Here is a 24,604-nt window from a genome sequence, read left to right as displayed (position 1 = left end):
CGGCTGCTGGCACCATGGCGCCATGACGTTGGCGATCGGCGACAAGGCTCCGGACTTCACGCTGCAGGACCAGCACGGCCAGGACGTCACGCTGTCGTCGTACGCGAGGGGCAAGGCGGTCCTGATCGTCTTCTACCCGTTCGCCTTCAGCGGGGTCTGCACCGGCGAGCTCACCGGCCTGCGCGACCGCCTCGGCGACTTCGAGACCGACCACTCGACGCTGGTCGCGGTGAGCTGCGACCCGATGTACACCCAGCGGGCGGTGGCCGACCGCGACGGCATCTTCTTCCCCCTGCTCAGTGACTTCTGGCCGCACGGCGACACGGCCAAGGCCTACGGCGTCTTCGACGAGATCGCGGGCGGTCCGAAGCGGTCGTCGTACGCCGTGGACCGGGACGGAATCGTGCGCTGGTCGGTGCACAACGCCCGTGGTGAGGCGCGCGATCTGGACGCCCATGCAGCGGCTCTCGCGGACCTGGTCTAGTCATTCCAGACCATTTTCCGGCAATCGCTTGGAAGCCGGTGTCCGGTGCGGCACTCTGTGGTTGTCGCGCCGCTGGTGACCCGAGACGCCAGCGGCGCGACTTCGCATTTCCGGACTCATGCGACACCGAATGTGCCGCTCCCGTAGTCTGTGCGCGCCCGGTTCGTCCCGGGCCCCGGAAACATCTCAGGGGCGTATAGCTCAGCGGTAGAGCACCTCGCTTACAACGAGGTGGTCGCAGGTTCGATCCCTGCTGCGCCCACTCGCTTCAGCCTGCGCTCGGGTCCGTGCCCGGCACAAGGAGACGGAAGCACGACCCGCCGGTCTCGGTGAGTTCGTAGGCGATCCGGCAGCGGTTGGCCTCGGCCAGCCGGCGCACCACGTAGAGGCCGAAGCCGCTGCCCGGTCGGCGGGTCGGAGTTGTTGTGTCGGTCGCCCGGGTGAACCGCTCGAACAGGTACGGCACGAACGCCTCCTGGACACCATCGCCGTGGTCGGTGACCTCGATGGTCGCCGAGTCGGCGGCGGTGCGCACGGTCACGACCACCGGCGGGGCGCCGTACCGGACGGCGTTGGTGACCAGGTTGGCGACCATCTGGCGCAGGTGGAAGGGATCGACGACGCCGACCGGGTCGCCGTCGCGGCGTACGTCCACCTCGACCCCGCCGTGCACGTCGGCCAGTGCCTGGGAGACGACGTCGGCGAGGGAGACCGGCCGCGGCCGGGTGGCGATCACGCCGGAGTCGAAGTTGGCCATCGCGAGGATGTCGTCGAGCAGCACCGAGAGCCGGCGTGCGGCACCGAGGCTCTTCTCGACGCGGGCGATGTTCGCCTCCGGTGAGGACTCCTGCCAGGTCTCGGTGAGCACCTCGAGCTGTCCCAGCACGAGCGCAAGAGGACCTCGTACGTCGTGCCCGACGACGCCGAGCACGTCGGCGTTGAGCTGGTTGACCTTCTGCAGCTCCTCGTTGACCCGGCCGACCTCGCGGGCCAGCCGGTTGGAGGAGGTGATGTCCTGGGTGACGCCGGTGAGCCGGGTGACCTCGCCGCCCTCGGCCACCTCGGTCCGGACCCGGCTGAGCACCTCGCGCACCTGGCCGTCGGGACGGATGATCTGGAAGGCCTGCTCGTAGCCGACGCCGCTCGTCCGCGCCTCCGTCACCGTGGCGAGCACCCGGTCGCGGTCATCGGGGTGCACCTGCAGGATCAGTGACTCCGGCTCCGGCACGAAGGTCTCGGGGTCGTGTCCGAGGATCCGGTACATCTGCGCCGACCAGACGATCTGGTTGGTCGAGGGGACCAGGCTCCAGCTGCCCAGCTCCGCGAGGTCCTGGGCCTCGTTCAGCTGCCGCTCGGCCTCGACCCGGGAGGTCACGTCGGTCACCAGCACGAAGAGGCCGCAGACCTCGCCGTCGACGACGTCCGGCACGTAGGAGACCTGGGAGTGGCGGGTCCGCCCCGAAGGGTCTAAGAGGGTGCGCTGGAACTGCTGCTCCTCGCCGGCCAGGGCCCTGGTCATGTAGGGCAGGTTCTTGTCGAAGACCGCGTCGCCGACGACCTCGCGGATGTGCATCCCGCGCATCTTCTCCGGCGAGACGCCGAACCAGTCGACGTACGCCTCGTTGGCGACCACGTTGCGCAGGTCGCGGTCCCAGTAGCCGATCAGGGCGGGCAGGCCGTCGAACAGCACCCGCAGCCGGCGTGCCTCGGAGACCGGGTCCTGTTCGTCGATGAGACCGGGCTCGGCGGGGGGCACAACCGACATTGTGGAGGGTGCGGAGTTGAACCATCAACACTCGGCGGCAATCTGGACGCGGCCCGAACTGAACGTGTCGAGGTCCGTACGACGTGGCTAGGGTGAACTGAACCGACTGTGAGGGGAGCCACACCCGTGATCGTGCCGTTCTCTGCCGCCGACTTCCTCGACCGTGCCCTGGCGGTGTACGCCGAGCGCATCGGCATCGTCGACGAGCCCGACCAGCCCGCACCGTCCCTCGGTGACCTGACCTACGCCCGGGTGGGTGAGCTCGCCCGGGCGCAGGCCGCGAAGCTCGACGACCTCGGCATCGGCTTCGGTGACCGGGTGGCCTACGTCTCGCACAACAGCGCCCGGCTGTTCACCGCCTTCTTCGGCGTCACCGGCTTCGGCCGCGTGCTGGTGCCGATCAACTTCCGACTCTCGGCCGACGAGGTGGCCTACATCGTCGAGCACTCCGGTGCCCGTGTGCTCTACGTCGACCCCGAGCTCGAGGACGCCCTGAAAGGTGTCGACTGCGAGCACAAGTTCATCATCGGCAACGACGAGGAGATGTACCTCGAGGGCAAGGACCCGGAGCCCTGGGAGCACGACGAGAACGCCACCGCGACGATCAACTACACCTCCGGCACCACGGCGCGCCCCAAGGGTGTGCAGATCACCCACCGCAACATCTGGACCAACGCCGTCACCTTCGCCCTGCACACCAGCGTCACCGACCGTGACGTCTACCTGCACACGCTGCCGATGTTCCACGCCAACGGGTGGGGGATGCCCTTCGCGATGACCGGCATGGGCGTCACGCAGGTGGCGATCCGCAAGATCGACGGGGCCGAGATCCTGCGCCGGGTCGAGAAGTACGGCGTGACGGTGATGTGCGCCGCCCCCGCCGTGGTGGCCTCGGTGCTCGAGGCCGCCGAGACCTGGGAGGGCGACATCCCCGGCCGCGACAGGGTGCGGATCATCGTCGCCGGAGCGCCGCCGCCCAGCAAGACGGTCGCCCGGGTCGAGGCGGAGCTGGGCTGGGAGTTCATCCAGATCTACGGCCTGACCGAGACCTCGCCGTTGCTGACCATCAACCGGGCGAGGTCGGAGTGGGACGACCTGTCCGGCGAGGACCGGGCCGCCAGGCTGGTGCGGGCCGGTCAGCCCGCCATCGGGGTGACGCTGCGGATCTCCGACGACGGCGAGGTGCTCGCGCGGTCCAACGTGGTGCTCGAGGGCTACTGGCAGCAGCCCGAGGAGACCGAGGCCGCGCTCGGTGACGGCTGGTTCCACACCGGCGACGGCGGTGTCCTGGGCGACGACGGCTACCTGACCATCCAGGACCGGAAGAAGGACGTCATCATCACCGGCGGTGAGAACGTCTCCTCGATCGAGGTCGAGGACGTGATCTTCTCCCACCCCGACGTCGCGGAGGTCGCCGTCATCGGCGTACCCAGCGACAAGTGGGGCGAGACCATCAAGGCACTGGTGGTCAGGACCGAGGGCTCCGAGCTGACCGAGCAGGAGCTGATCGACTACTGCAAGTCCAAGGTGGCGCGGTTCAAGGCGCCGTCGTCGGTCGAGTTCCGTGACGTGCTCGCCCGCACCGCCACCGGCAAGCTGCAGAAGTTCAAGCTGCGCCAGCCCTACTGGGAGGGCCGCGATCGGCAGGTCAACTGACGATGACCGACTACCCACGCATCGACGTCACCGTCGACGTCGTCGCACTGGCCACGGTCGGCGATGAGCAGCACCTGCTCGTCGTACGCCGTGGCAACCCGCCGTTCGAGGGACAGTGGGCCCTGCCCGGCGGCTATCTCGAGGTCGACGAGGACCTCGCGACCTCGGCGGCTCGCGAGCTGTCCGAGGAGACGGGTCTCGGCGTCGACGCCGCAGACCTGAGCCAGCTCGGCGCCTACGGCACTCCCGACCGCGACCCCCGCGGCCGCACGATCAGCGTCGCCCACGTCCTGCGCCTCGACTCGATGCCCGCGGTGAAGGGGGACGACGATGCCTCGGCTGCCCAGTGGGTGGAGGTCGGCCAGGCGCTGGACGACGGGCTCGCGTTCGACCACGAGCAGATCGTGAGGGACGCGCTGGTGAGGACTACGTAGACCTGCCAGCTGGCAGGTCTACGTAGTGCTGTCGATCGAGCGGCGGGTGCCCGGCTGAAACTCGAGTCCCGCTAGCCTCGGCCCATGCCGACCCTGGGTGACATCACGGCCCTGCTCGACGAGTGGTACCCCCCGCAGCACGCGGACGACTGGGACGCCGTCGGGCTCGTGCTCGGCGATCCGGCGCACGACGTACGCCGCATCCTGCTCGCCGTCGACCCGGTGACGGCCGTGGCGGACGAGGCGATCCTGATGGACGCCGATCTCCTGGTGACGCACCACCCGCTGTTCCTCAAGGGCGTGCACGGCTTCGCGGCCACCGATCCCAAGGGGCGGGTCGCGCACCGGCTGACCAGCAACGGCTGTGCGCTGTTCGCGGCGCACACCAACGCCGACTCGCCCGCTGGAGGCGTCTCGGAGTCGCTCGCGCTGGCACTCGGCCTCGAGGACGTCCGGCCGCTCGAGGCCGACCCGACCCCGCCGCTGGACAAGATCGTGGTGTTCGTCCCGGTCGACGCCGCCGAGCAGGTCCGGGCGGCGCTGGCAGCCGCCGGGGCCGGACGCGTCGGCGACTACGACCAGGCCTCGTTCAGCGCGCCCGGCCTGGGCCGGTTCCGGCCGCTGGAGGGCGCGAACCCCGCGATCGGTGAGGTGGGACGTCCCGAGGTCGTCGAGGAGGTGCGCATCGAGACCGTGTGCCCGCGTCACCGCCGCGGGTCGGCGGTGGCGGCCATGGTCGCGGCGCACCCCTACGAGGAGCCGGCGTACGACGTGATCGAGCTGGCTCCGCTGGACGAACCGTCGCGGGGCTCGGGACGCATCGGTCGGCTGGCCGCCCCGATGACCCTGCGCGACTTCGCCGCCCACGTCGACACCGCGCTGGCTCGGACGGCCCATGGCGTCCGCGTCGCCGGTGACCCCGACCAGCTGGTCGAGACGGTCGGACTGTGCGGCGGAGCCGGCGACTTCCTGCTCGACCGGGCTCGGTCTGCCGGCGTCGACGTCTACCTGACCTCCGACCTGCGACACCACCCGGCTTCCGAGCTGCGCGAGCACGGGGCGCCCGCGCTTGTCGACGTCGCGCACTGGGCGGCCGAGAGCACCTGGCTGCCGGTGCTCCGGGACCGACTGGTCGCGGCACTCAACGATCCTGGGCCGGGCGATACGGTGGAGGTGCGCGTCAGCGCGACCAACACCGACCCGTGGACCTTCCGCGTGTGAGCCCGACCTGTAGGAGACCGTCCTGAAAGCCGACCCGTTCGTCCAGCTCAAGCTGCTCGACGTCCAGGAGCTCGACTCCAGGATAGACACGCTCACCCATCAGCTGGGTTCGATCCCGGAGGCGACCCAGCTGCGTGAGCTCACGGCCCGTCGCAAGACGCTGGACAATGCGCTGCGCGACCTGCGCGTCCAGGTCGACGACCTCACCTCGGAGCAGAAGCGGGCCGACGCCGACGTCGAGCAGGTCAAGACCCGGCGAGCACGTGACCAGGGGATGATCGACGCCGGCCAGGTCAAGGACCCCAAGGCGCTCGAGCGGATGCTGGGCGAGCTGGAGTCGCTGCACCGCCGGATCAGTGACCTCGAGGACGTCGAGATCGAGGTGATGGAACGCCTCGAGGAGGCGCAGAACGCCGTCGGTCGCTACACCGACGACCTCGCCGCCCTCGAGACCGAGATCGCGACCGTGGAGGCGGCCCACGAGAAGACGTCGGGAGAGCTCCAGACCCAGCTGGCCGCGGTCAAGGACGAGCGCGCCACGGCGACCTCGGGGATGCCCGAGGACCTGATGGCGCTCTACGAGAAGCTGCGCGCACAGAAGGGTGGCGTCGGCGCGGCCGCGCTGCGTCGTCGCGAGTGCGGCGGCTGCCGGCTGACCCTGAACGCCTCCGACCTCGGCATCATCGCCAAGCAGCCCAGCGACGAGGTGATCCGTTGCGAGGAGTGCAACCGGATCCTGGTGCGCACGGGGGAGTCCGGACTGTGACCCATCGCTCCGTCATCGTCGAGGCCGACGGTGGCTCCCGGGGCAACCCCGGCCCGGCGGCGTACGGCGCCCTCCTCAAGGACGCCGAGACCGGTGAGCTGATCGCCGAGGTCGGGGAGACGATCGGCATCGCCACCAACAACGTCGCGGAGTACCGCGGCCTCATCGCCGGCCTGGAGCTGGCCGCCGAGCACGCGCCGGAGGCCGAGATCGAGGTCCGGATGGACTCCAAGCTGGTGGTCGAGCAGATGGCCGGCAACTGGAAGATCAAGCATCCCTCGATGAAGCCGCTGGCCATCGAGGCCAACCGGCTGGCGCCGATCGGGACCACGTTCACCTGGGTCCCGAGGGGCGAGAACGTGCACGCCGACCGGCTCGCCAACGAAGCCCTCGACGGCCTCCGCGACGCATCCGGCCCCCTGAACGAAGGTGGTCGAGCAGCGAGCGAAGCGAGCGATCAGTCGAGACCACCGACCGAAGAGGCGGCACCGAAGCGAGGCTGGGGTCCGCCCCACGACAAGCCGACCACCCTGATCCTGGTGCGCCACGGGGTCACCGACGCGACCAAGGGCAAGCTGTTCTCCGGCGGCCTGGCCAGCTCCAACCCGCCGCTGAACGACGAGGGCCGCGAGCAGGCCCGGGCGACGGGGGAGTGGCTGGCCCCTTTGTCGGGCACGTTCGACGCGCTGGTGAGCTCGCCGGTGCGTCGTACGCGGGAGACGGCCGAGATCCTCGCCGAGTTCTTCGACCTCGAGGTCGAGGAGGAGCCCGGCATCGCCGAGATGGAGTTCGGCACCTGGGACGGGATGAGCTTCACCGAGGTGCACGAGAAGTGGCCCGACGAGCTCGGTGCCTGGCTCGGCGACCTCGAGTCGGCCCCGCACGGCGGCGAGTCGTTCCGCGTGGTCGAGAAACGAGTGCTCGAGGGGCGCGACCGCATGGTGGCGTCGTACGACGGGCAGACCGTGGTCGTGGTCAGCCACGTCACGCCGATCAAGACCCTCGTCGCGGACGCTCTCGGCGCGCCGCTGGAGGCGGTCTACCGGATGGAGCTCGCCCCGGCCTCGGTGAGCGTCATCTCCTACTTCAGGGGCGGCCCCGACGCAGACACCCCGATGGCCAACCTCCGTCTCTACAACGCCCGGCCCACCGAGATCTTCGGTTAGCCGGCTCTAGAGCTCCTCGACGACGACGTCGAGCTGGTGGCCGTGCTTGCCGGGCTCGCCGAGCTCGACCTTCCAGCCCAGGTCGGTGATGGTGTCGGCCAGACGGGCCGGTGTTCCCGGCGTGGCGCCGCTCTCGAGCAGGGCGCGCACCAGCCGGCCCTTGGTGGCCTTGTTGAAGTGGCTGACCACGGTGCGCCTGGTCCCGACCTCGTGGAGCACACGCACCGTCGCCACCTTGCGCGCGGGGTCGGTGTCGGGGCGCCAGAAGCCTGCGTAGGTCGTGGAGCGCAGGTCGACGACCAGTCCGGAGCCGGCAGCCGCACGCACGGTGTCATCGAGGTGGACCCGCCAGTGCGCCGAGACGACGCCGAGCCCGGGCAGGTTGACCCCGCCGCCGAGCCGGTACGACGGGATCCGGTCACCGGGGCGCACCAGTCCGAACACCGACGAGGTCACCGCCAGCCACCGGGAGGCGCGGCGTCGGGCAGCCGCGTCCAGGGTCGCGAGGTCGAGGGACTCATAGAGCACGCCGGTGTAGATCGCGTCGGCCCGGGCCGTGGGTGCGTCGAGCAGGTCCGCGTTGCGCCGTACGTCGTCGGCCTGGGTGGGCCCGAGCCCAAGCACGTGCATGGCCCGGTCGGGATCGGTGCGGGACAGCTCGGTGAGTGCGCCGAGCACCTGCTCCCGGGCGGGGGTTAGCTCGGGTGCGCTGAGCCGGTCGAGATCGAGCTGCGCTCCGCGGCGCGGCGTGGCCTTGCCCTCGGACGGGGGAAGCAGGATCAGCACGCAACCACCCTAGGGTGGTTCCACGACTTCGAGGAGGTGCGGGTGGCTCAGCGAGTGCTGCAGGCTCGGGACGCGGCGTACGACCGGCTGCGGGCGGGGATCGAGGCCATCCAGCAGGAGCAGCACGTGCAGCCGGACTTCCCGGCGCCCGTGCAGGCGACCGCCGAGCAGGATGCCCGCACGCCGCGGCTGCCCGACCTGGACCTGACCCACCTCGAGCTCGTCACCGTCGACCCGGCCGGGGCCATGGACCTCGACCAGGCGATGCACCTGGAGACGGATGGTGACGGCTACGTCGTGCACTACGCGATCGCCGACGTCCATGCCTTCGTAGCTCCCGGCGACGCGGTGGACGTCGAGGCACACGCACGGGGGGAGTCGTTGTACGGCGCGAACAGCAAGATCCCGCTGCATCCACCGGTGCTCAGCGAGGGAGCAGCGTCCTTGCTGCCTGACCAGGTCAGGCCGGCCTTCGTGTGGACGATCTCGCTCGACGCCGACGGTGACGTGACCGAGGCGAAGGTGGAGCGGGCCCGCGTGCGGTCGCGGCAGAAGCTCGACTACGTCGGCGTGCAGCGCGAACTGGGTCAGGCGGCGCCCGGCTCGACGCTGGCCCTGCTGGAGGTGGTCGGCAAGCTGCGGATCGCCAAGGAGGCCGAGCGTGGCGGGGTCTCGCTGCCGATGCCGGCCCAGGAGATCGACGTCGAGGACGACCGGCTCCGGCTGGAGTACCGCGCCATGCTGCCTGTCGAGAACTGGAACGCCCAGCTGTCGCTGCTGACCGGTTTCGCGGCGGCCAGGCTGATGATCGACGGCAAGGTGGGCGTGCTGCGAACACTGCCTCCGGCTCCGGAGCACGAGGTGCGGGCGTTGCGTCGTACGGCGCGGGCCCTGGGGATCGACTGGCCCAACAGCATGGGTCATCCCGAGTTCATCCGGTCGCTCGACCCGTCGCGTCCGGCCGATGCCGCGATGGTGGTGGCGTGCACGCGGCTGCTGCGCGGAGCCGGGTACGCCTCCTTCCACGGACACGTTCCCGACCAGCCGGAGCACGCAGCACTGGCCTCGCCGTACGCCCATGTGACGGCGCCGCTGCGCCGGCTGGTCGACCGCTACGGCCTGGAGATCTGCGCGGCCCTGTGTGCAGGCGCCGAGATCCCGGCGTGGGTGCTCGACGGCATGGACGCGCTGCCCGACCTGATGCGCGACTCGGGGCGTCGTTCGCACGCCTACGAGAACGCGGTGGTGAACCTCGTCGAGGCGCTGACCCTCGAGAAGCGGGTGGGGGAGAGCTTCGAGGGCGTTATCCTCGAGGTGGAGGACGACGACGAGCGCGGGGGGACCGTGATGGTCCGGGAGCCGGCGGTCGAGGCACCCGTCGTGTCCACCCAGCCGCTGCCGGTCGGCGAGGACGTCACCGTGACGCTGACCGAGGCCGACCCGGCCACGCGCAAGGTGCGCTTCACGAAGCGTTGACGTCGGCCGGCGCGGGCAGGCTGACGCGGAACGTGCTGCCGACTCCGGGGGCCGACTCGACGTCGATCCAGCCACCGTGCCGTTCGACGATGCGGCGCACGATCGCGAGACCCAGGCCCGTCCCCGGCAGCGCCACCGCGACCGGGTTGGTGGAGCGGAAGAACTCCGTGAACAGGTGCTCCTGGTCCTCGGGTGAGATGCCGATGCCCTCGTCGCGGACCGTCAGCACGGCTCGGGACTCACCGGCCTCGGCACTGATCTGCACCCAGCCCCCGGCGGGGGAGTACTTCACCGCGTTGCTGACCAGGTTGTGCACCACCTTGTCGAGCTCCTCGGGCTCGCCGAGGGCGACGACCCGCGGTCCCCGTAGCTCGACCTGGACCTTGAGCCCCTTCTCCGCAGCGGCCAGGGCGGTCAGGGCGACGGCGTCGCGGACCAGCTCACCGAGGTCGACCGGGTCGAGCCGCAACGGCTTGTGGGCCTCGCCGACCTTGCGGAGGAGCAGCAGGTCCTCGATCACGCGGGTCATCCGCTGGGAGGCGCGGCCGATGGCGGCCAGTGACGCGCGTGCCTCCTCTTCGATGGTGATCGTGCCGGACTCGAGCATCTCGAGGTGCCCGGCCACGGTCGTGAGGGGGCTCTTCAGCTCGTGCGAGACGGTGGCGATCAGCTGGCTCTTGTAGCTGTCGAGAGCCTGCAGCTCCGCGACGAGAGCGTGCTCCCGGTCGAAGGTGCGGGCGTTGAGGGCGGCGCGCCCGAGGTCGTGGCCGATGTCCAGCAGCGCGGCACACTCGACGTCGGTCCACTCGCGGCTCGGGTCGGCGCGCATCAGCACGAGACTGCCCATGCACTCGGGGCCGGCGCCGAGGGGGACGAAGACCAGCGACGACATCGAGATGCTGCGCAGCAGTCCGACGACCTGGTGGAAGTGGTGCTCGTCCATCTTCGGCGGCACGGGGTACTGCGGACCGATCTTCATCACGACCTGGTGGCGCCAGCAGTACGCCGCCGAGCTCTCCGCGAACCTCACGATGTCGGGCGGGAGCGCGAGTGACAGGTCGCCCGGGAGGTACTCGCTGGGGGACTGGTCGTCGTCGGCGACGGTCTTGATCCAGAGCCGCTGGGCCGCGAACCCGTCGAGCAGGGTCTGCTCGCTCGCCTGGAGCAACCCGCTGAGGCTGAGCTGGGCGCTGGTGGTGCGCACGATGGCCTTGACGGTGTCGGCCATGGCAACCTGCTCGGCCAGCGACTCGCGCTCGACCGAGGCGAGCACGGCGCGGGCGGCCAGGACGGCGAACTTCTCGAGGACCCGGCGGCGTTCGAGGTCGGGGAGCCGCCCGTCGAGCGGCTCGTCGATGGCCAGCGTCCCGCGCAGCACGCCCTGGGCGTCGTACAGCGGGGCCACGAGCATGTCCATGGGGTGCCAGGCGTCGGGCTCGTCGGAGGCGACCACGCCGCTCGGCACGACCCAGCCCCCGGAGGTGGTGTCCCCGACTCCGTGGGGGACGAACTGCAGCAGCCCCCAGTCCTCGGCCAGGGCCAGCTCGTCGAGCATCAGCTGCACCGGGATGCTGGAGCCGATCTCCTCCGGCAGTCCGGTGTCGACGACCAGCTCGAGCTCGTCGCCGCGCCGGATCCTGATCGCGGCCACGGCAAAGCCGGCCATCGCGACCACGCCGTCGCCGATCAGCTGGAGGTTCTCGAGCAACGTGTCCGGGGCGCGCCACCGTGCCGGCGGCACCGTCGCTCCGGTGCCGCCAGTCTCGACGTCGATGACTGACATGGCTTACCCCCGCGGCACACCGTAGGTGAAACGGCGCCTGCCCGGAGGGCAAATGTCCGTTTTGGGGAGGTCCCCAATTCGTCGCAGCGCCGGGATCGCGGCGCGCCGGGCGGACTGCCCTATCCTTGGCAGGCGGATGGGCTGGCCGGGCGACCGCGTCACTGCTTCGGGTTGATCTCGAGGCGGTGTCGAGGAAGGTCCGGGCTCCACAGGACGAGGTGGTGGGTAACGCCCACCCGGGGTGACCCGCGGGATCAGTGCCACAGAGAACAGACCGCCACCGGCTCCGTCTTCGGATGGGGGCGGTGGTAAGGGTGAAACGGTGGTGCAAGAGACCACCAGCGCGACGGGCGACCGTCGTGGCTAGGCAAACCCCACCTGGAGCAAGACCAGACAGCGAGCGTTCGAGGGTGGTCCGCCCGAGCTCGTGGGTAGGTCGCTGGAGGGTGTCGGCAACGGCACCCGGAGATGGATGGTCGCCAACCGGGACGTCGTGAGGCGTCCCGGCGAACAGAACCCGGCCTATGAGCCAGCCCATCCGCACCCTTCCGAGAGGCTCGGTGAACTCGCCTCCCGAGCATCCGAGGCGTGGACGAACATCGGCATCTCCGCGCACCATCAGCGGCAGATGAGCCTCAGGTCCTCGAGCCGGTGAACGTCATACGAAACGGCTGCTACAGCGACCAGGACGCATGACGATGTCCGGGACGTCGTACGAAGTGGCCGTGATAGCGACCAGAACGTATGACGTCCTGAGCCCGTCATCGCGGACCTGGATCCGCATCGGCGGATCCGGCATGGAGGCATCACCTGCGCCTGAGGCGGCCCACCAGCTTTCGGCTCGCAGCCCGATAGTTCGGACCGATCCGCCGGCGAACAGCGTGCTCTCGCGTGCGGTTCGTTGCGAACTATCCGCAGAATCGGCATGTCCGCTCGGATCGCGCAGCTGCGTTGCGGACGCCTACGACACGCGAGGTGACTCGACAACCAACCTCGTGTCGGATCCTCTGCCTCGGGCAGTCAAGAACACACCGATCCCGAGGCCAACGAGGATCAGACCCGCGGCAGGGACTTGCCGACCTTCACGACGCTCGTTGCAATTGGCAAAAGCCAGAGATCCGGCATATCCACCGGAGTTGTCATAGTGGAAGGGCGTGCCGCACGTGAAGCTCTCGCTGTCAAAGGTTCCCGAAACTGGAAGCAGAGCCAGCGCCACCCCCGCCAACACCACCACCCCCGCCCCGACGAGCCAGCGCACTGTCCGAGCCATGACGACATGATGCCGCAGAGCGGCCACGCCCGTGGGCTTCAAGTTCTTCCTATCGCACGATCGGGTTCTGACAGAGGCAACCGAGTCACGCGCTGGCGCGGGGTCCGAGTCGTTGGACGCTTTCACGTCACATTGCAGCGCCTCCCCCTCCCCCCGTGAAGGGGGAGGCGCTGCACTATCAAGCGCCTCCCCCTCCCCCCCGTGGAGGGGGGAGGCGCTGGTTCATTGCGGCGTCGCCCCGTTGCAGTAGCCGCCTGTGTCACTCGAGGTCGAGCGGGTTGGCGGTTCGGCGTCAGGCGTGGACGCGCCCTGCGCCGGCGCACAGTGCCTGTCGTGGTCCCTGTGCCGCTTGCACCCGTCGATGGCGACGGGGCGCGCATGGGCGAGCCCGTGCCGGGAGGGTCAACCAGGCCAGGTGCGGAGCAGTGCGGCACGACTGTGCGGCACTGCGTCATCCCCAGCAGCGAATCGATCAGCGCTCAGCGTGGCGCCGACGTCAGGGTTGTCAAGGACCCCCAGGGAAGGCGCCAACCAATCCGATCCACTGACAGAGGCTGGTCCGTGTCCCGGGGCGTTGGGAGCGGTGGGAGCACTGGGAGCGCTGGGTGCGGTCGGCGCCTGCGCGGGGCTCTTGGGAAGAGCCCTCGGGCCCTCCATCATGGCGCCGCGACCAGCTCCGGCATCAGCGGCTACCCAACCAGTGACGGACTTGGTCCCTGTCACGTACCCACAGGCGCCCGGCGAGGCGAACTGAAGCGCGACAGGGGCGAAGGCACGAGGGCTTCGAGGTACGGCCAGCACGACGGCCGACTCGACCGGTTCGGTGACTGGTTCGGTGACCGGTTCGGTGACTGGTTCGGTGACCGGTTCGGTGACCGGATCGGTGACCGGTTCGGTGACCGGTTCGGTGACCGGTTCGGTGACCGGTTCAGTCGCCTGCTCGACCGGCTCTATGAACGGTTCGGTGACGGGGTCGGTGACGGGCTCGGTCACCGGGTCGGTGACCGGCTCAGTCGCCTGCTCGACCGGTTCGGTGACCGGTTCGGTGACCGGTTCGGTGACCGGCTCGGTGACCGGCTCGGTGACCGGCTCAGTGACCGGCTCAGTTGCCTGCGCGACCGGCCCGGAGGCGGGTTCGGTGACCGGCTGCGACTGGATCCCGCTGCTCACAGACACGTCGCCTGGCGGACCGGAGCCGTCATCGGCACTGGCGGCGCCGGTGGTGAGCAAGAAGGCGACGACGGCCGCCCCAAGGAGAAGCAACAGACGGACGAAGAACCTCAGGGACGGCGCAGCCGAGAGCCACCCGCGAGCTTCCGCCTGCGCGTCGACACGTAGCCGCCCTGAGAAGAGCATGGGTCAACTATCAGGCGTCAGCTCCTTGCGGGCACCCCTGCCGGAAACACGATCTAGTCCACCCTTTGACGGAGTGCGAAGTTTCGCAAACACTGCAAGTCAGCAGCCATCTCGGGTGTCTCGTCCCCCCGTCGATGTCACTCCGGGATGGCTGCCCCGAGCTATGAGGGGTCGGCCTTGGGTGCCAGGCCCTCTGCACCCAGGCGCTGAGTCGGCGCGAAGCAGCCATCACGACTCCGTTCAGGCGTAGAGTCAGCGCCTTGGGCAGCTCCATCTCCAGCCGGAGATGTCGTGCGCCTCGGAGAGAGTTGTCGCGATGTCGGTGGCCAACGAGCCCGCAGCACCGAAGCACACGGGTGAGCCCATGTTCTTGTGGCACCAGGTGCTGGAGGCGCGGCGCGTGGTCGCCTCGGAGAGGCTCGCGCCGGTTGGTGGATCGTCGTCGACCGCCCGGGCCGACCTGCTCTCGGCGTTGGAGGCGTACGCCGTGAGCCTCACCAACCACAGGCGACCGATTCCCTACGCCTTGCGCGACGAGCTGCGCATGAGGCGCCTGACGCGTTAGCACGGATGCACCTTGCTCGAGGTTGCTCCGGGCTGTCCGCCTCCGGTTGGCTGCGGGGATGACCACTGGGCCGATCGGCTGGATCCGCGAGATCGTGCTGAACTGTCGCGACCCGCACGCACTGGCTTCGTTCTGGGCCCGGGTCGTGGGTGGCACGCCGACGGAGTGGTACGACGGGTGGGTCACCCTCGAGCCGCCCCCGCGCGGTCAGCGGCTCTCCTTCCAGGGCAGCGATGACCCAGGGGAGGGCGGAGTCCATGTCGACGTACTCGTCGAGGACCTGCACGTCGCTCACGAGGCGGTGATCGCGGCCGGGGCGTCGTACGTCGAGGAGCGGTGGTCGCCCAAGCCGGGCCTAGGTGGTCAGCCGGTGCCGTGGCGGGTGTACGCCGACCCCGAGGGTCATCTGTTCTGCCTGGTGGTGCGCTGACCGCTACTGCAAGCGGGTGACCTGCACGTCGACGAACATCCGCGAGGTGCCGGTGCCCGAGAAGACACCGGCCAGCGGCTTGACGTCGTTGTAGTCGCGACCGGTGGCGACGATGACGTGCCGGTCGCCGGGCTCGGTGTCGTTGGTCGGGTCGAAGCCCCGCCAGCCGTCGTCCCACCACTCGACCCAGGCGTGCGACTCGCCCTTGGCCGGTACGCCGACCTCGGGGTCCTTCTGGGGGTGGAGGTAACCCGAGACGTAGCGGGCCGGGATGCCGATGGAGCGCAGGGCACCGATGGCGATGTGGGCCATGTCCTGGCAGACCCCGCTGCGCTCGGTCCACGAGTGGGCGGCGAAGGCGTCGACCGTGGTGGAGCCGGAAACGTACTTCACCTCGTTGTAGACCAGCGCGCACACCTCCCGGGCCGCCTCGCCGGGGGTCGCGTTTCGGTCCGCGATCTCCCTGGCCAGGGCGACGAGGTCCTCCTTCGGCCGCACCCGGTCGGGGAGGGTGAGGAACTCGGTGTGCAGGTCGGCGGTCTCGTCGCTGCGGATCTCCTCCCAGCTCATCGTGGTCGGGCCGGCCGGGCTGCGGTCGGTGTGCACCGTGGCCGACGCCGTGACGGTCAGGGACTGGTGCGGGTCGAGCACCTCGAAGGCGGTGACCTGGGCGCCCCAGTAGTCGCGGTAGGTGTACACCCACGGCGTCGGCGTGACCTCGACGCGCGAGTGCACGACGATCTGGCCCGGCAGGGTCAGCGGCGTGAGGCGGGCCTCGTTGAAGGAGGTGTTCGCCTTGCCGTCGTACTCGAAGCCCGTGGTGTGGGCGATCCGTAGCTGCATGCTCATGCGCGAACTCCGTGCCACTCGGTTGCCTCGGCGCCGGCGAAGTAGCGCCGACTGATCGCGTCGGTCGCCAGCGCACAGGTGCGCTGCAGACGCTCCATCTCGTTGGGCAGCTCGGCGACGACGTCGCTCAGCGAGCGGTACTCCAGCTCGGCCCGGGTCCGTCCGAGCAGCCGCTGCGCCTCGTTCTGGAAGCCGGCGCGGGTGCCGGCCGACTGCAGCCGCTCCAGGCAGCGTTCGGCCTCGCTGAGCCCGAAGACCACCGACCGCGGGAAGAGCCGGTCGAGCAGCAGGAACTCGGCGGCGCCGCGCTCGGTCTCGAGGCCCTTGTAGGTGCGCAGGAACGCCTCGTAGGCGCCGCACGCCCGCAGCGAGGTCCCCCACGCAGCCCCCGACGTGATCGCAGCGGTCGCGACCAGTCGCGAGGTCATGTCGGCGCGCTCGATCGACCGGCCCAGCACGAGGAACTGGTAGCCCTCGTCGCGGGTCATGGTCGCCTCGGCGATGCCGTTGATCTGCGCTGCGCGGTCGCGGACCCAGCGGAACGCGACCGGTGGGCGCATCGAGCGGAAATGGCCCGAGGGAACGGCGCGGTACGTCGTGTTCAGCGCCTCCCACATCGAGGTCGACAGGGTTTCCCGCGCGCGGCGGGCGCTCTCGCGAGCAGCCGCCAGGGTGGCGGCGATGGAGGCGGTCGAGCCGGTGTCGTAGGCCAGGATCCGCATCACCTCGGCGGTGTCGAATGTCGCATCGTCCTCGACCTCGACCCCCATGATCGAGAGCAGGCTGCGACAGGTCGTGGCCTCGTCGACGCCCGGGTCCTCCAGGATCAGCTGGGTCTGTACGTCGAGGATGCGGGCGGTGTCCTCGGCCCGCTCGACGTAGCGGCCGATCCAGAACAGCGACTCGGCGATCCGGCTCAGCATGCTCGGCCACCCGTCTGCTGTTGCTGCTGTTGCTGGTCCTTCTGTGAGGAGAAGGAGTCGAGTGCCGGGCCCACGTCCTGCCTAGTGGTGTGCAGCTCGATGCGCTCCGGCTCGGCGCGTACGCCGTGCCGGCCGTGACCGGCGAGCACCCAGGTGTCCTTCGAGCCACCGCCGCGCGAGGAGTTCACGATCAGCTCGCCCTCGCCCAGCGCCACGCGCGTCAGGCCGCCGGGGAGCACCCACACGCGGTTGCCGTCGTTGACCGCGAACGGTCGCAGGTCGACGTGCCGGGGACGCATCATGCCGTTGACGTACGTCGGCACGGTGCTCAGCTGGATCACCGGCTGGGCGATCCACGACCGCGGGTCCTGGAGCACCTTCTCGCGCAGCTCGTCGAGCTCGGCCTTCGAGGCCTGCGGGCCGATCACGATGCCCTTGCCGCCCGAGCCGTCGACCGGCTTGAGCACCAGCTCGTCGAGGCGGTCCATCACCTCCTCGCGGTGGTCGGCGTCACCGAGCCGCCAGGTGTCGACGTTCTTCAGCACCGGCTCCTCGCCGAGGTAGTAGCGGACGAGGTCGGGCAGGTAGGTGTAGATCAGCTTGTCGTCGGCGACCCCGTTGCCCACGGCATTGGCGATCGTCACGTTGCCGGCGCGGGCGGCGTTGATCAGGCCCGAGCAGCCGAGCAGCGAGTTGCTGCGGAAGTGCACCGGGTCGAGGAACTCGTCGTCGACGCGGCGGTAGATGACGTGCACGGGCTCGAGTCCCTGCGTCGTACGCATCATCACGCGGCCGCGACGGCACTCGAGGTCACGACCCTCGACCAGCTCGACGCCCATGGTGCGGGCGAGCAGCGCGTGCTCGAAGTAGGCGCCGTTGAACACACCGGGGGTGAGCACGACGACGTTGGGGTCGGTCACACCGGCGGGCGCGGCGGCACGCAGGGCGGTGAGCAGCTTCTGCGGATAGCCGGCGACCGGCCTGATGCGGTGCTCGGCGAAGGTCTCCGGCAGCGCGGCCGCGATCGCGCGGCGGTTGGTCATCACGTAGGACACGCCCGAGGGGACGCGCACGTTGTCCTCGAGGACGCGGAACTCGCCCTCGTCGTCGCGGATGAGGTCGATACCGCTGACGTGCACGCGGACACCGTTGGGCGGCTCGATCCCGGCGGCGGCGCGGTGGAAGTGCGAGGACGTGGTGACGACGCGACGGGGGACGATCCCGTCCTGGAGCACCCGGCCGGCGTCGTACAGGTCGTCGAGGAACTTCTCCAGGGTCTGCACCCGCTGCTGGACGCCGGTCTCGACCTTGGCCCACTGGTCCATCTCGATGACGCGGGGGAGCACGTCGAGCGGGAACGCGCGCTCCTCACCGCCGATGTCGAAGGTGACGCCCTGGTCGAGGTAGCTGGACTGCAGCGCCTCCACCCTGGTCTGCAGCTCGGCCGAGCCCATCTGCTGCAAGGAGGGCTGGAGCTGGCTGTATGGGGTGCGGAGCCCCTCACCGTCCTCGAACATCTCGTCGTAGGCCGCACCCATGCCGGTCGCGTAGTCCTCGAACATGCTGGTCACCCGAGCGACCATAGCGAGGACGTGTTGCCGGCGTGTGCCCCGGTCTCAGCCGTGGTCAGGGAAGGGTCAGGACCTCGGCTCCGTCGTCGGTGACGAGCAGGGTGTGCTCGAACTGCGCGCTGGCCTTCCCGTCGCGGGTGACGACGGTCCAGTTGTCGTCCCACATGTTCCACTCGCGGGTGCCGAGGTTGAGCATCGGCTCGATGGTGAACGTCATGCCGGTCTGGATGGGTTCGTCGTAGTGCAGGTCCTCGAAGTGCGGGATGACCAGCCCGGAGTGGAACGACGAGCCGATGCCGTGTCCGGTGAACTCGCGTACGACGCCGTACCCGAACCGCTTCGCGTAGGACTCGATGACGCGGCCGATGACGTTGATCTGCCGCCCCGGCTTGACTGCGTTGATGGCCCGGCGAAGGGCCTCGCGGGTGCGGTCGACCAGGTCACGCACCTCCTGCGAGACACCCGGTGTCAGGAACGTCGCGTTGGTGTCGCCGTGGACGCCGTGGATGAAGGCCGTGATGTCGATGTTCACGATGTCGCCGTCCTGGACGACGTAGCTGTCGGGGATGCCGTGGCAGATCACCTCGTTGACCGACGCGCACAGCGACTTGGGGAAGTTCCTGTAGCCGAGGGTCGAGGGGTAGGCGCCGTGGTCGCACAGGAACTCGTGGCCGATGCGGTCCAGCTCGTCGGTGGTGATGCCGGGGGCGACGTGGGAGCCGACCAGGTCGCGCGCCTCGGCGGCCAGCTTGCCGGCGAGGCGCATCCGCTCGATCGTGCCGGAGTCCTTGACCTCCGAGCCGGTGAAGGGAGCCGGTCCGGGCTTGTCGACGTACTCCGGCCGCGGGATGTTGGCGGGCACGGGTCGACGGGCGGAGATCCTTCCGGGGGTCATGACACTCACGCGGACGAGTGTAGTTTCAGCCGCATGAGCGACTACTGGTACTGCCTCAAGCACCACCGGGTCGAGCACGAGAACCTCTGCAGCTATGCCGACCGGCTCGGTCCCTACCCGTCGGAGGCGGAGGCTTCCCGGGCGTTGGAGAAGGTCAAGGAGCGCAACGAGGAATGGGACAACGACCCGCGCTGGAACGACAAGAAGGACTGACCGCGTGACTGCCTACTGGATCAGCACCTACGACGAGGTCCTCGACGAGGCCAAGGTGGCGGCGTACGCCGAGCTCGCCGGCCCGGCCCTCCGCGCCGCCGGCGGGACCTTCATCGCGCGCGGCCTGCCGCAACAGGTCTACGAGGCCGGGGCGAACACCCGCACGGTCCTCATCGAGTTCGACTCCGTCGAGGCCGCGACGGCAGCCCACGACAGTCCGGCGTACCAGGAAGCCCTGGCCGCGCTCGACGGCGGCGCCGTACGGGACCTGCGGATCGTCCCCGGCGTGCACTAGGCACCTGAGGTGGTCCTCGAGACGGGTCGCCTGCTGCTCAGGCCGTGGCGGGTGTCCGAGGCCCGCATCCAGCGGGAGCTGTGGACCGAGCGCGATCCGCGGGTGCCGCCCCACCGCCGCATCGACGCTGACGGACGCCCGACGGTCGGGGACATCGAGGAGCTGATCCGCGCCGGTACGTCATCGTCGACCGGGTTGCTGGCGATCGAACGACGGCCACCGAGGACGTCCTCGGCTACTGCGGACTGGTTGACAGCGGCCGAGGCACCGATCCGGAACTGGCGTTCGAGCTGCTCCGCCGGTTCTGGGGCCAGGGGTACGCAACCGAGGCGGGCCGCGCGGTGCTGGACTGGGCGAGATCCTCCGGGTACCGGCGCGTCTGGGCCACGGTCTGGGAGTGGAACAGCGCATCGCGCCGCGTGCTGGACAAGCTCGGGTTCACCGAGGTGGAGCGCTCCGAGGACGCGACCTACGGCACCAACCTGGTCACGATGAGACAGCTCTGATCCGTTCCGCGAATCGCGGAACTCCCTGTGCACACAGGTCCACCCGTGGCGGTGAGTGCCCGTTCGTCGACCCTCAGTCGAGACAGAACTCGTTGCCCTCGACGTCCTGCATCACCAGGCACGACTCGTTCTCTTCGTCCGCCAGCAGGAGCTGGAAGCGCGTCGCGCCGAGGGGGATCAGTCGTGCGCACTCGGCCTCGAGCGCGGCGAGGCGCTCCTCGCCCACCATCCCGGTGCCGACCCGCACGTCGAGGTGCACGCGGTTCTTGACCACCTTGCCCTCGGGGACGCGCTGGAAGAACAGCCGTGGGCCCACGCCTGTGGGATCGATGGCGGCGTACGCCGACCCTTGCTTGTCGGGCGGCAAGGAGCGATCGAAGTCGGCCCAGGTGTCGAAACCCGTCGGCGGTGGCGGTACGACGTACCCCAGCACCTCGCACCAGAAGCGGGCGACGCGCTCGGGTTCGGCGCAGTCGAAGGTGACCTGGAACTCCTTGACCGATGGCATCGGGCCAGCCTAGGAGCGCGAACCTCGACGACCCAGCGATTTTCGAGCTCAGGTCCCGGTGAAGTTCGGGGAGCGCTTCTCCGAGAACGCCCGCGGCCCCTCCTTGGCGTCGTTGGAGGCGAACACGGCGGCGCCGACCGCCGCGTCGTCCTTCCAGCACTCGTCCTCGTGCTTGCCCTCGGAGTCGCGGATCGTCTTGAGCACCGCCTGGACGGCGAGCGGTCCGTTGGCCGCGATCAGGGCCGCGATCTCGTGGGCCTTGGCCAGCGCCTCACCGTCGGGCACGACGTACCCGATCAGCCCGATCTCCTTGGCCTCCGGTGCCTTGATGTGCCGGCCGGTGAGCAGCAGGTCGGCCGCCACGGTGTAGGGCAGCTGCCGGACCAGGCGTACGGCGGAGCCGCCGAGCGGGTACAGCCCCCACTTGGGCTCCGACACACCGAAACGGGCCGACTCTCCGGCCACCCGGATGTCGGTGGCCTGGAGGATCTCGGTGCCACCGGCGATGGCGGGGCCCTCGACGGCGGCGATCAACGGCTTGGTCAGCCGGTAGCCCTTGAGCAGCGAGCGGATCACCGACGGGTCGAACTCGCCGGACTCGAAGCTGTCGGAGGGGGAGCGCTTCGACATCGCCTTGAGGTCGGCGCCGGCACAGAAGTAGCCACCCGCACCGGTCAGGATGACGACCCGCACCTCGGGGTCCTCGTTGGCCCGCACCCAGGCCTGCTCCATGATCGCGAGCATCTCCCCGGAGAGCGCGTTGCGCGCCTCGGGGCGGTTCATCGTGACCACGAGCACGTGGTCCTCAAGCTCCACGAGGGCGTGCGGCGGGTGCTCGTCAGAGGCGGTTTCCGTCATGGGGACCATGCTAGTCAGAAACAAGAACGTGTTCTAGTCTTGCGCCCATGGCCCTGAACATTGCAGACCTGTTCGAGCATGCCGTGGACGTGGTCCCGGACAACCCTGCGCTCAAGGTGTTGGACCGTGTGGTGACCTACGCCGAGCTGGAGCGGGAGTCCAACAAGCTCGCGCATTACCTGGCCTCGCAGGGCGTGCAGCCCGGCGACCACGTCGGCATCTACGCCAAGAACAGCGCCGAGCACGTCATCGCCGTCCTGGCCGTCGTGAAGATCCGTGCGGTGAACATCAACGTCAACTACCGCTACGTCGAGGGCGAGCTCAACTACCTGTTCGACAACGCCGACGTGAAGGCGCTTGTCTTCGAGCGGCCCTACGCGCCGATCGTGGCCAACTGCGCCCCCAAGCACGCGCAGCTGACCACCTTCGTCTCCATCCCCGACGTCACCGACCCCGACAACGACGCCGACATCTCGTCCTTCGGCGGAGTCACGCTGGAGGAGGCGACCGCAGACCAGAGCGCCGAGCGCGACTTCGGTGCGCGCAGCAACGACGACCTGCACATCATCTACACCGGCGGCACCACCGGCTTCCCGAAGGGCGTGATGTGGCGCCACGAGGACTTCTGGCGCGTGCTCGGTGGCGGCATCGACTTCTACACCGGCGAGCCGCTCGAGGAGTTCGACCAGTCCAAGCAGGCGACCGACCCGCGGATGGTCACCTTCCCGCTCAGCCCGCTGATGCACGGCGGTGCCCAGGCCGGCCTCCTCATGCACCTCTTCGCCGGCCACCTGACGATCCTCGAGCCCAAGTTCGACGCCCAGCGCACCTGGGAGATCATCGACGCCAACGGCGTCCAGCTGATCTTCATGACCGGTGACGCGATGGCCCGCCCGCTGATCGAGGAGTTCGAGCGCAAGGCCGCCACCGGGGCGCCGTACGACGGATCCAGCCTGTTCGCGATCTCCAGCAGCGCCGCGATCTTCAGCCCACCGGTGAAGCAGCGCTGGATGGAGGCGTTCCCGAACGCCGTGTTCACCGACTCGGTCGGCGCCTCCGAGACCGGCTTCCAGGGGATGGGCCTGCAGGACAAGAACCACATCAGCACCGACGGTCCGGTCGTCGGCCTCGGCCCCAACAGCGTGGTGATCGACGAGGACAACCGCGTCCTCGACGTCACCAAGGACATCGGCCAGATCGGCAGGCTCGGTCGCGGCGGGTCGGTGCCCGTCGGCTACTACAAGGACCCGGAGAAGTCGGCTGCGACCTTCCTCGAGATCGACGGCGAGCGCTACTCGGTGCCCGGCGACTTCGCCCGGATCGAGGAGGACGGCAAGGTCACCCTGCTCGGCCGCGGCTCCAACTGCATCAACACCGGTGGCGAGAAGGTCTACCCCGAAGAGGTGGAGATGGCGATCAAGGGCCACCCCGGGGTGTACGACGTGCTCGTGGTCGGCGTGCCCGACGAGAAGTACGGCCAGTCGGTGACCGCCGTGATCCAGCCGCGCGAGGAGGCCACCGTCGAGCTCGAGGACCTGCGCAGCTACCTGCGCGCACACCTCAGCGGCTACAAGCTGCCCCGCGCGATCACGTTGGTCGAGGAGATCCCGCGCAACGCCACCGGCAAGGCGCAGTACCCCAAGGCCAAGGAGCTGGCGATGGCCTCGTTCGCCGCCAAGGTCGCCACCTCACCGACAGGAGCCTGATCCCATGCGCACCAAACTCTGTGACCGGTTCGGGATCGAGTACCCGATCTTCGCCTTCACGCCCTCCGAGCACGTGGCCGCTGCGGTCTCCCGTGCCGGCGGGCTGGGCGTGCTCGGGGCGGTCCGCTTCAACGACGCCGAGGAGCTCGACGCGACGCTGACCTGGCTCGACGAGAACACCGACGGCAAGCCGTACGGCGTCGACGTGGTGATGCCGATGAAGATCCCCACCGAGGGCAAGTCGGTCGACCTCAAGGCGATGATCCCCGAGGAGCACATCAGCTTCGTGGAGAAGACGCTCCAGCAGCTCGGCGTACCTCCACTCCCGGAGGGTGAGGGGCGCGAGGGCGTCCTCGGTTGGCTGCACTCCACAGCGCGCTCGCACGTCGACGTCGCGCTGAAGCACCGGCCCGTGCTGATCGCCAACGCGCTGGGCTCCCCGCCGGTGGACGTCATCGAGAAGGCGCACGAGCACGGCGTCCAGGTGGCCGCTCTGGCCGGCGCCGCCAAGCACGCGCTGTCGCACGTCAAGAACGGCGTCGACATCATCATCGCCCAGGGCTACGAGGCCGGCGGCCACACCGGCGAGATCGCCAGCATGGTGCTGACCCCCGAGGTCGTGGACGCGGTCGGACCCGACGTTCCCGTGCTGGGCGCCGGTGGCATCGGTTCCGGCCGGCAGGTCGCCGCCTCCATCGCCCTGGGGGCCCAGGGGGTGTGGACCGGGTCGGTGTGGCTGACCACGGAGGAGTACTCCAACCTGAACACGAACAAGGGCATGACCGAGGCGTTCCTCCGGGCCAGCAGCTCCGACACGGTGCGCACCCGCGTCTACACCGGCAAGCCGGCCCGGCTGCTCAAGACCAAGTGGACCGACGCCTGGGCCGAGGAGGGTGCTCCCCAGCCGCTGCCGATGCCGCTGCAGAACCTGCTGGTCTCCGACGCGCACAACCGGATGAACGAGCACGGCGACCCCGACGTCATCTCGATGCCGGTCGGCCAGATCGTCGGCCGGATGAACGAGGTCCGGTCCGTCGCCGACGTGATGGCCGAGCTGGTCCGCGGGTACGACGAGGCCGTCGAGCGGCTGGACAAGATCAGCGCGAGCTGACCCTGCCCAGA

Annotated in this window: 24 protein-coding genes, 1 tRNA gene and 1 other RNA gene; 16 read left to right on the top strand and 10 right to left on the bottom strand. The window is 69.5% G+C overall.

Features of this window, described 5'->3' with window-relative positions; translation table 11 throughout:
- Positions 1–22: 22 nt before the first annotated feature.
- Together H976_RS0105850 and H976_RS0105845 are read left to right on the top strand one after the other, a co-directional pair.
- Positions 23–484, top strand: coding sequence for a peroxiredoxin (locus H976_RS0105850; protein WP_027860789.1), 462 nt, complete (start codon positions 23–25; stop codon positions 482–484).
- Positions 485–674: 190 nt separating this feature from the next.
- Positions 675–746: transfer RNA gene (locus tag H976_RS0105845), tRNA-Val, on the top strand.
- A gap of 6 nt (positions 747–752) precedes the next feature.
- Here H976_RS0105845 and H976_RS0105840 read toward each other — a convergent pair.
- Positions 753–2,240, bottom strand: coding sequence for a PAS domain-containing sensor histidine kinase (locus tag H976_RS0105840; protein ID WP_027860788.1), 1,488 nt, complete (start codon positions 2,238–2,240; stop codon positions 753–755).
- Positions 2,241–2,381: 141 nt separating this feature from the next.
- On the opposite strand from H976_RS0105840, the gene H976_RS0105835 reads away from it, so the two are divergent.
- The 5 genes from H976_RS0105835 (at position 2,382) to H976_RS0105810 (ending at position 7,492) form a co-directional block, all read left to right on the top strand.
- On the top strand, positions 2,382–3,905 hold the full coding sequence (locus H976_RS0105835) for an AMP-binding protein (RefSeq protein WP_231388800.1): 1,524 nt from the start codon (positions 2,382–2,384) through the stop codon (positions 3,903–3,905).
- A gap of 2 nt (positions 3,906–3,907) precedes the next feature.
- Positions 3,908–4,339, top strand: coding sequence for an NUDIX hydrolase (locus tag H976_RS24740; protein ID WP_036224864.1), 432 nt, complete (start codon positions 3,908–3,910; stop codon positions 4,337–4,339).
- Positions 4,340–4,423: 84 nt separating this feature from the next.
- On the top strand, positions 4,424–5,560 hold the full coding sequence (locus H976_RS0105825) for a Nif3-like dinuclear metal center hexameric protein (protein ID WP_027860786.1): 1,137 nt from the start codon (positions 4,424–4,426) through the stop codon (positions 5,558–5,560).
- A 274-nt stretch (positions 5,561–5,834) separates the two neighbouring features.
- Positions 5,835–6,326 (top strand): zinc ribbon domain-containing protein, encoded by a 492-nt coding sequence (locus tag H976_RS0105815; RefSeq protein ID WP_231388799.1) that lies wholly within the window; start codon positions 5,835–5,837, stop codon positions 6,324–6,326.
- Positions 6,323–7,492 (top strand): bifunctional RNase H/acid phosphatase, encoded by a 1,170-nt coding sequence (locus H976_RS0105810; protein ID WP_027860783.1) that lies wholly within the window; start codon positions 6,323–6,325, stop codon positions 7,490–7,492. Before H976_RS0105815 ends, H976_RS0105810 begins: the two co-directional genes overlap by 4 nt.
- Before the next feature lie 6 nt (positions 7,493–7,498).
- On the opposite strand, the gene yaaA is transcribed toward H976_RS0105810, so the two are convergent.
- The gene (gene yaaA / locus H976_RS0105805) at positions 7,499–8,278 is read right to left on the bottom strand and encodes a peroxide stress protein YaaA (RefSeq protein WP_027860782.1); all 780 of its coding nucleotides are present in this window, start codon (positions 8,276–8,278) and stop codon (positions 7,499–7,501) included.
- 42 nt (positions 8,279–8,320) lie between these two features.
- On the opposite strand from yaaA, the gene H976_RS0105800 reads away from it, so the two are divergent.
- Positions 8,321–9,754 (top strand): RNB domain-containing ribonuclease, encoded by a 1,434-nt coding sequence (locus H976_RS0105800; protein WP_051276271.1) that lies wholly within the window; start codon positions 8,321–8,323, stop codon positions 9,752–9,754.
- Here the strand turns inward: H976_RS0105800 and H976_RS28535 are convergent.
- The gene (locus H976_RS28535) at positions 9,741–11,537 is read right to left on the bottom strand and encodes a GAF domain-containing sensor histidine kinase (protein ID WP_051276269.1); all 1,797 of its coding nucleotides are present in this window, start codon (positions 11,535–11,537) and stop codon (positions 9,741–9,743) included. The two genes, H976_RS0105800 and H976_RS28535, sit on opposite strands and share 14 nt — an antisense overlap.
- 137 nt (positions 11,538–11,674) lie before the next feature.
- Between H976_RS28535 and rnpB the strand changes: the two genes are divergently transcribed.
- Positions 11,675–12,078, top strand: an RNA gene (gene rnpB / locus H976_RS28585) — RNase P RNA component class A.
- A gap of 1,290 nt (positions 12,079–13,368) precedes the next feature.
- The gene (locus tag H976_RS0105790) at positions 13,369–14,145 is read left to right on the top strand and encodes a hypothetical protein (RefSeq protein ID WP_027860780.1); all 777 of its coding nucleotides are present in this window, start codon (positions 13,369–13,371) and stop codon (positions 14,143–14,145) included.
- Positions 14,146–14,415: 270 nt separating this feature from the next.
- On the opposite strand, the gene H976_RS29855 is transcribed toward H976_RS0105790, so the two are convergent.
- A complete protein-coding gene (locus H976_RS29855) occupies positions 14,416–14,661 on the bottom strand; it encodes a hypothetical protein (protein ID WP_155918000.1) in 246 nt (81 codons plus the stop codon).
- Positions 14,662–14,786: 125 nt separating this feature from the next.
- Between H976_RS29855 and H976_RS0105780 the strand changes: the two genes are divergently transcribed.
- Complete coding sequence (locus H976_RS0105780; protein ID WP_036224859.1) at positions 14,787–15,158, top strand: VOC family protein; 372 nt, start codon at positions 14,787–14,789, stop codon at positions 15,156–15,158.
- Between the two features lie 3 nt (positions 15,159–15,161).
- Here H976_RS0105780 and H976_RS0105775 read toward each other — a convergent pair whose 3' ends face one another.
- The 4 genes from H976_RS0105775 to map form a co-directional block, all read right to left on the bottom strand.
- Positions 15,162–16,007, bottom strand: a complete 846-nt coding sequence (locus H976_RS0105775; protein WP_027860777.1) for a transglutaminase family protein — start codon at positions 16,005–16,007, stop codon at positions 15,162–15,164.
- Entirely contained in the window at positions 16,004–16,930 is a 927-nt protein-coding gene (locus tag H976_RS0105770; RefSeq protein WP_027860776.1) for an alpha-E domain-containing protein, read from the bottom strand. The genes H976_RS0105775 and H976_RS0105770 overlap by 4 nt, the downstream gene beginning before the upstream one ends.
- Positions 16,924–18,492, bottom strand: coding sequence for a circularly permuted type 2 ATP-grasp protein (locus H976_RS24730; protein WP_036225039.1), 1,569 nt, complete (start codon positions 18,490–18,492; stop codon positions 16,924–16,926). The genes H976_RS0105770 and H976_RS24730 overlap by 7 nt, the downstream gene beginning before the upstream one ends.
- A 64-nt stretch (positions 18,493–18,556) precedes the next feature.
- Entirely contained in the window at positions 18,557–19,396 is an 840-nt protein-coding gene (gene map, locus H976_RS0105760; protein ID WP_027860775.1) for a type I methionyl aminopeptidase, read from the bottom strand.
- Between the two features lie 33 nt (positions 19,397–19,429).
- On the opposite strand from map, the gene H976_RS0105755 reads away from it, so the two are divergent.
- From H976_RS0105755 to H976_RS24725, 3 genes are all read left to right on the top strand, one after another.
- Positions 19,430–19,609: a hypothetical protein gene (locus H976_RS0105755; protein ID WP_027860774.1), complete on the top strand. Its 180-nt coding sequence runs from the start codon at positions 19,430–19,432 to the stop codon at positions 19,607–19,609.
- A 4-nt stretch (positions 19,610–19,613) separates the two neighbouring features.
- Complete coding sequence (locus H976_RS0105750; protein ID WP_027860773.1) at positions 19,614–19,904, top strand: DUF1330 domain-containing protein; 291 nt, start codon at positions 19,614–19,616, stop codon at positions 19,902–19,904.
- A gap of 182 nt (positions 19,905–20,086) precedes the next feature.
- Positions 20,087–20,410: a GNAT family N-acetyltransferase gene (locus H976_RS24725; RefSeq protein WP_196803989.1), complete on the top strand. Its 324-nt coding sequence runs from the start codon at positions 20,087–20,089 to the stop codon at positions 20,408–20,410.
- Positions 20,411–20,483: 73 nt separating this feature from the next.
- On the opposite strand, the gene H976_RS0105740 is transcribed toward H976_RS24725, so the two are convergent.
- On the bottom strand, positions 20,484–20,918 hold the full coding sequence (locus H976_RS0105740; protein ID WP_027860772.1) for a VOC family protein: 435 nt from the start codon (positions 20,916–20,918) through the stop codon (positions 20,484–20,486).
- Positions 20,919–20,966: 48 nt separating this feature from the next.
- Entirely contained in the window at positions 20,967–21,776 is an 810-nt protein-coding gene (locus tag H976_RS0105735; RefSeq protein ID WP_027860771.1) for a crotonase/enoyl-CoA hydratase family protein, read from the bottom strand.
- 47 nt (positions 21,777–21,823) lie between these two features.
- Between H976_RS0105735 and H976_RS0105730 the strand changes: the two genes are divergently transcribed.
- Positions 21,824–23,482: an acyl-CoA synthetase gene (locus tag H976_RS0105730; RefSeq protein WP_027860770.1), complete on the top strand. Its 1,659-nt coding sequence runs from the start codon at positions 21,824–21,826 to the stop codon at positions 23,480–23,482.
- A 4-nt stretch (positions 23,483–23,486) separates the two neighbouring features.
- Positions 23,487–24,593 (top strand): nitronate monooxygenase family protein, encoded by a 1,107-nt coding sequence (locus tag H976_RS0105725; protein WP_027860769.1) that lies wholly within the window; start codon positions 23,487–23,489, stop codon positions 24,591–24,593.
- The last annotated feature ends 11 nt before the right edge of the window (positions 24,594–24,604 follow it).

It is taken from the genome of Marmoricola sp. URHB0036, assembly GCF_000426045.1.
Lineage (GTDB): Bacteria > Actinomycetota > Actinomycetes > Propionibacteriales > Nocardioidaceae > Marmoricola.
This window is presented reverse-complemented; position numbering and strand designations above follow the sequence as displayed.

Coding starts and splice junctions, on each gene's coding strand:
- H976_RS0105850 (WP_027860789.1), top strand. CDS start 23: ATGACGTTGGCGATCGGCGACAAGGCTCCGGACTTCACGCTGCAGGAC.
- H976_RS24740 (WP_036224864.1), top strand. CDS start 3,908: ATGACCGACTACCCACGCATCGACGTCACCGTCGACGTCGTCGCACTG.
- H976_RS0105825 (WP_027860786.1), top strand. CDS start 4,424: ATGCCGACCCTGGGTGACATCACGGCCCTGCTCGACGAGTGGTACCCC.
- H976_RS0105815 (WP_231388799.1), top strand. CDS start 5,835: ATGATCGACGCCGGCCAGGTCAAGGACCCCAAGGCGCTCGAGCGGATG.
- H976_RS28535 (WP_051276269.1), bottom strand. CDS start 11,537: ATGTCAGTCATCGACGTCGAGACTGGCGGCACCGGAGCGACGGTGCCG.
- H976_RS0105780 (WP_036224859.1), top strand. CDS start 14,787: ATGACCACTGGGCCGATCGGCTGGATCCGCGAGATCGTGCTGAACTGT.
- H976_RS0105775 (WP_027860777.1), bottom strand. CDS start 16,007: ATGAGCATGCAGCTACGGATCGCCCACACCACGGGCTTCGAGTACGAC.
- H976_RS0105770 (WP_027860776.1), bottom strand. CDS start 16,930: ATGCTGAGCCGGATCGCCGAGTCGCTGTTCTGGATCGGCCGCTACGTC.
- H976_RS24730 (WP_036225039.1), bottom strand. CDS start 18,492: ATGTTCGAGGACTACGCGACCGGCATGGGTGCGGCCTACGACGAGATG.
- map (WP_027860775.1), bottom strand. CDS start 19,396: ATGACCCCCGGAAGGATCTCCGCCCGTCGACCCGTGCCCGCCAACATC.
- H976_RS0105755 (WP_027860774.1), top strand. CDS start 19,430: ATGAGCGACTACTGGTACTGCCTCAAGCACCACCGGGTCGAGCACGAG.
- H976_RS0105740 (WP_027860772.1), bottom strand. CDS start 20,918: ATGCCATCGGTCAAGGAGTTCCAGGTCACCTTCGACTGCGCCGAACCC.
- H976_RS0105735 (WP_027860771.1), bottom strand. CDS start 21,776: ATGACGGAAACCGCCTCTGACGAGCACCCGCCGCACGCCCTCGTGGAG.
- H976_RS0105730 (WP_027860770.1), top strand. CDS start 21,824: ATGGCCCTGAACATTGCAGACCTGTTCGAGCATGCCGTGGACGTGGTC.
- H976_RS0105725 (WP_027860769.1), top strand. CDS start 23,487: ATGCGCACCAAACTCTGTGACCGGTTCGGGATCGAGTACCCGATCTTC.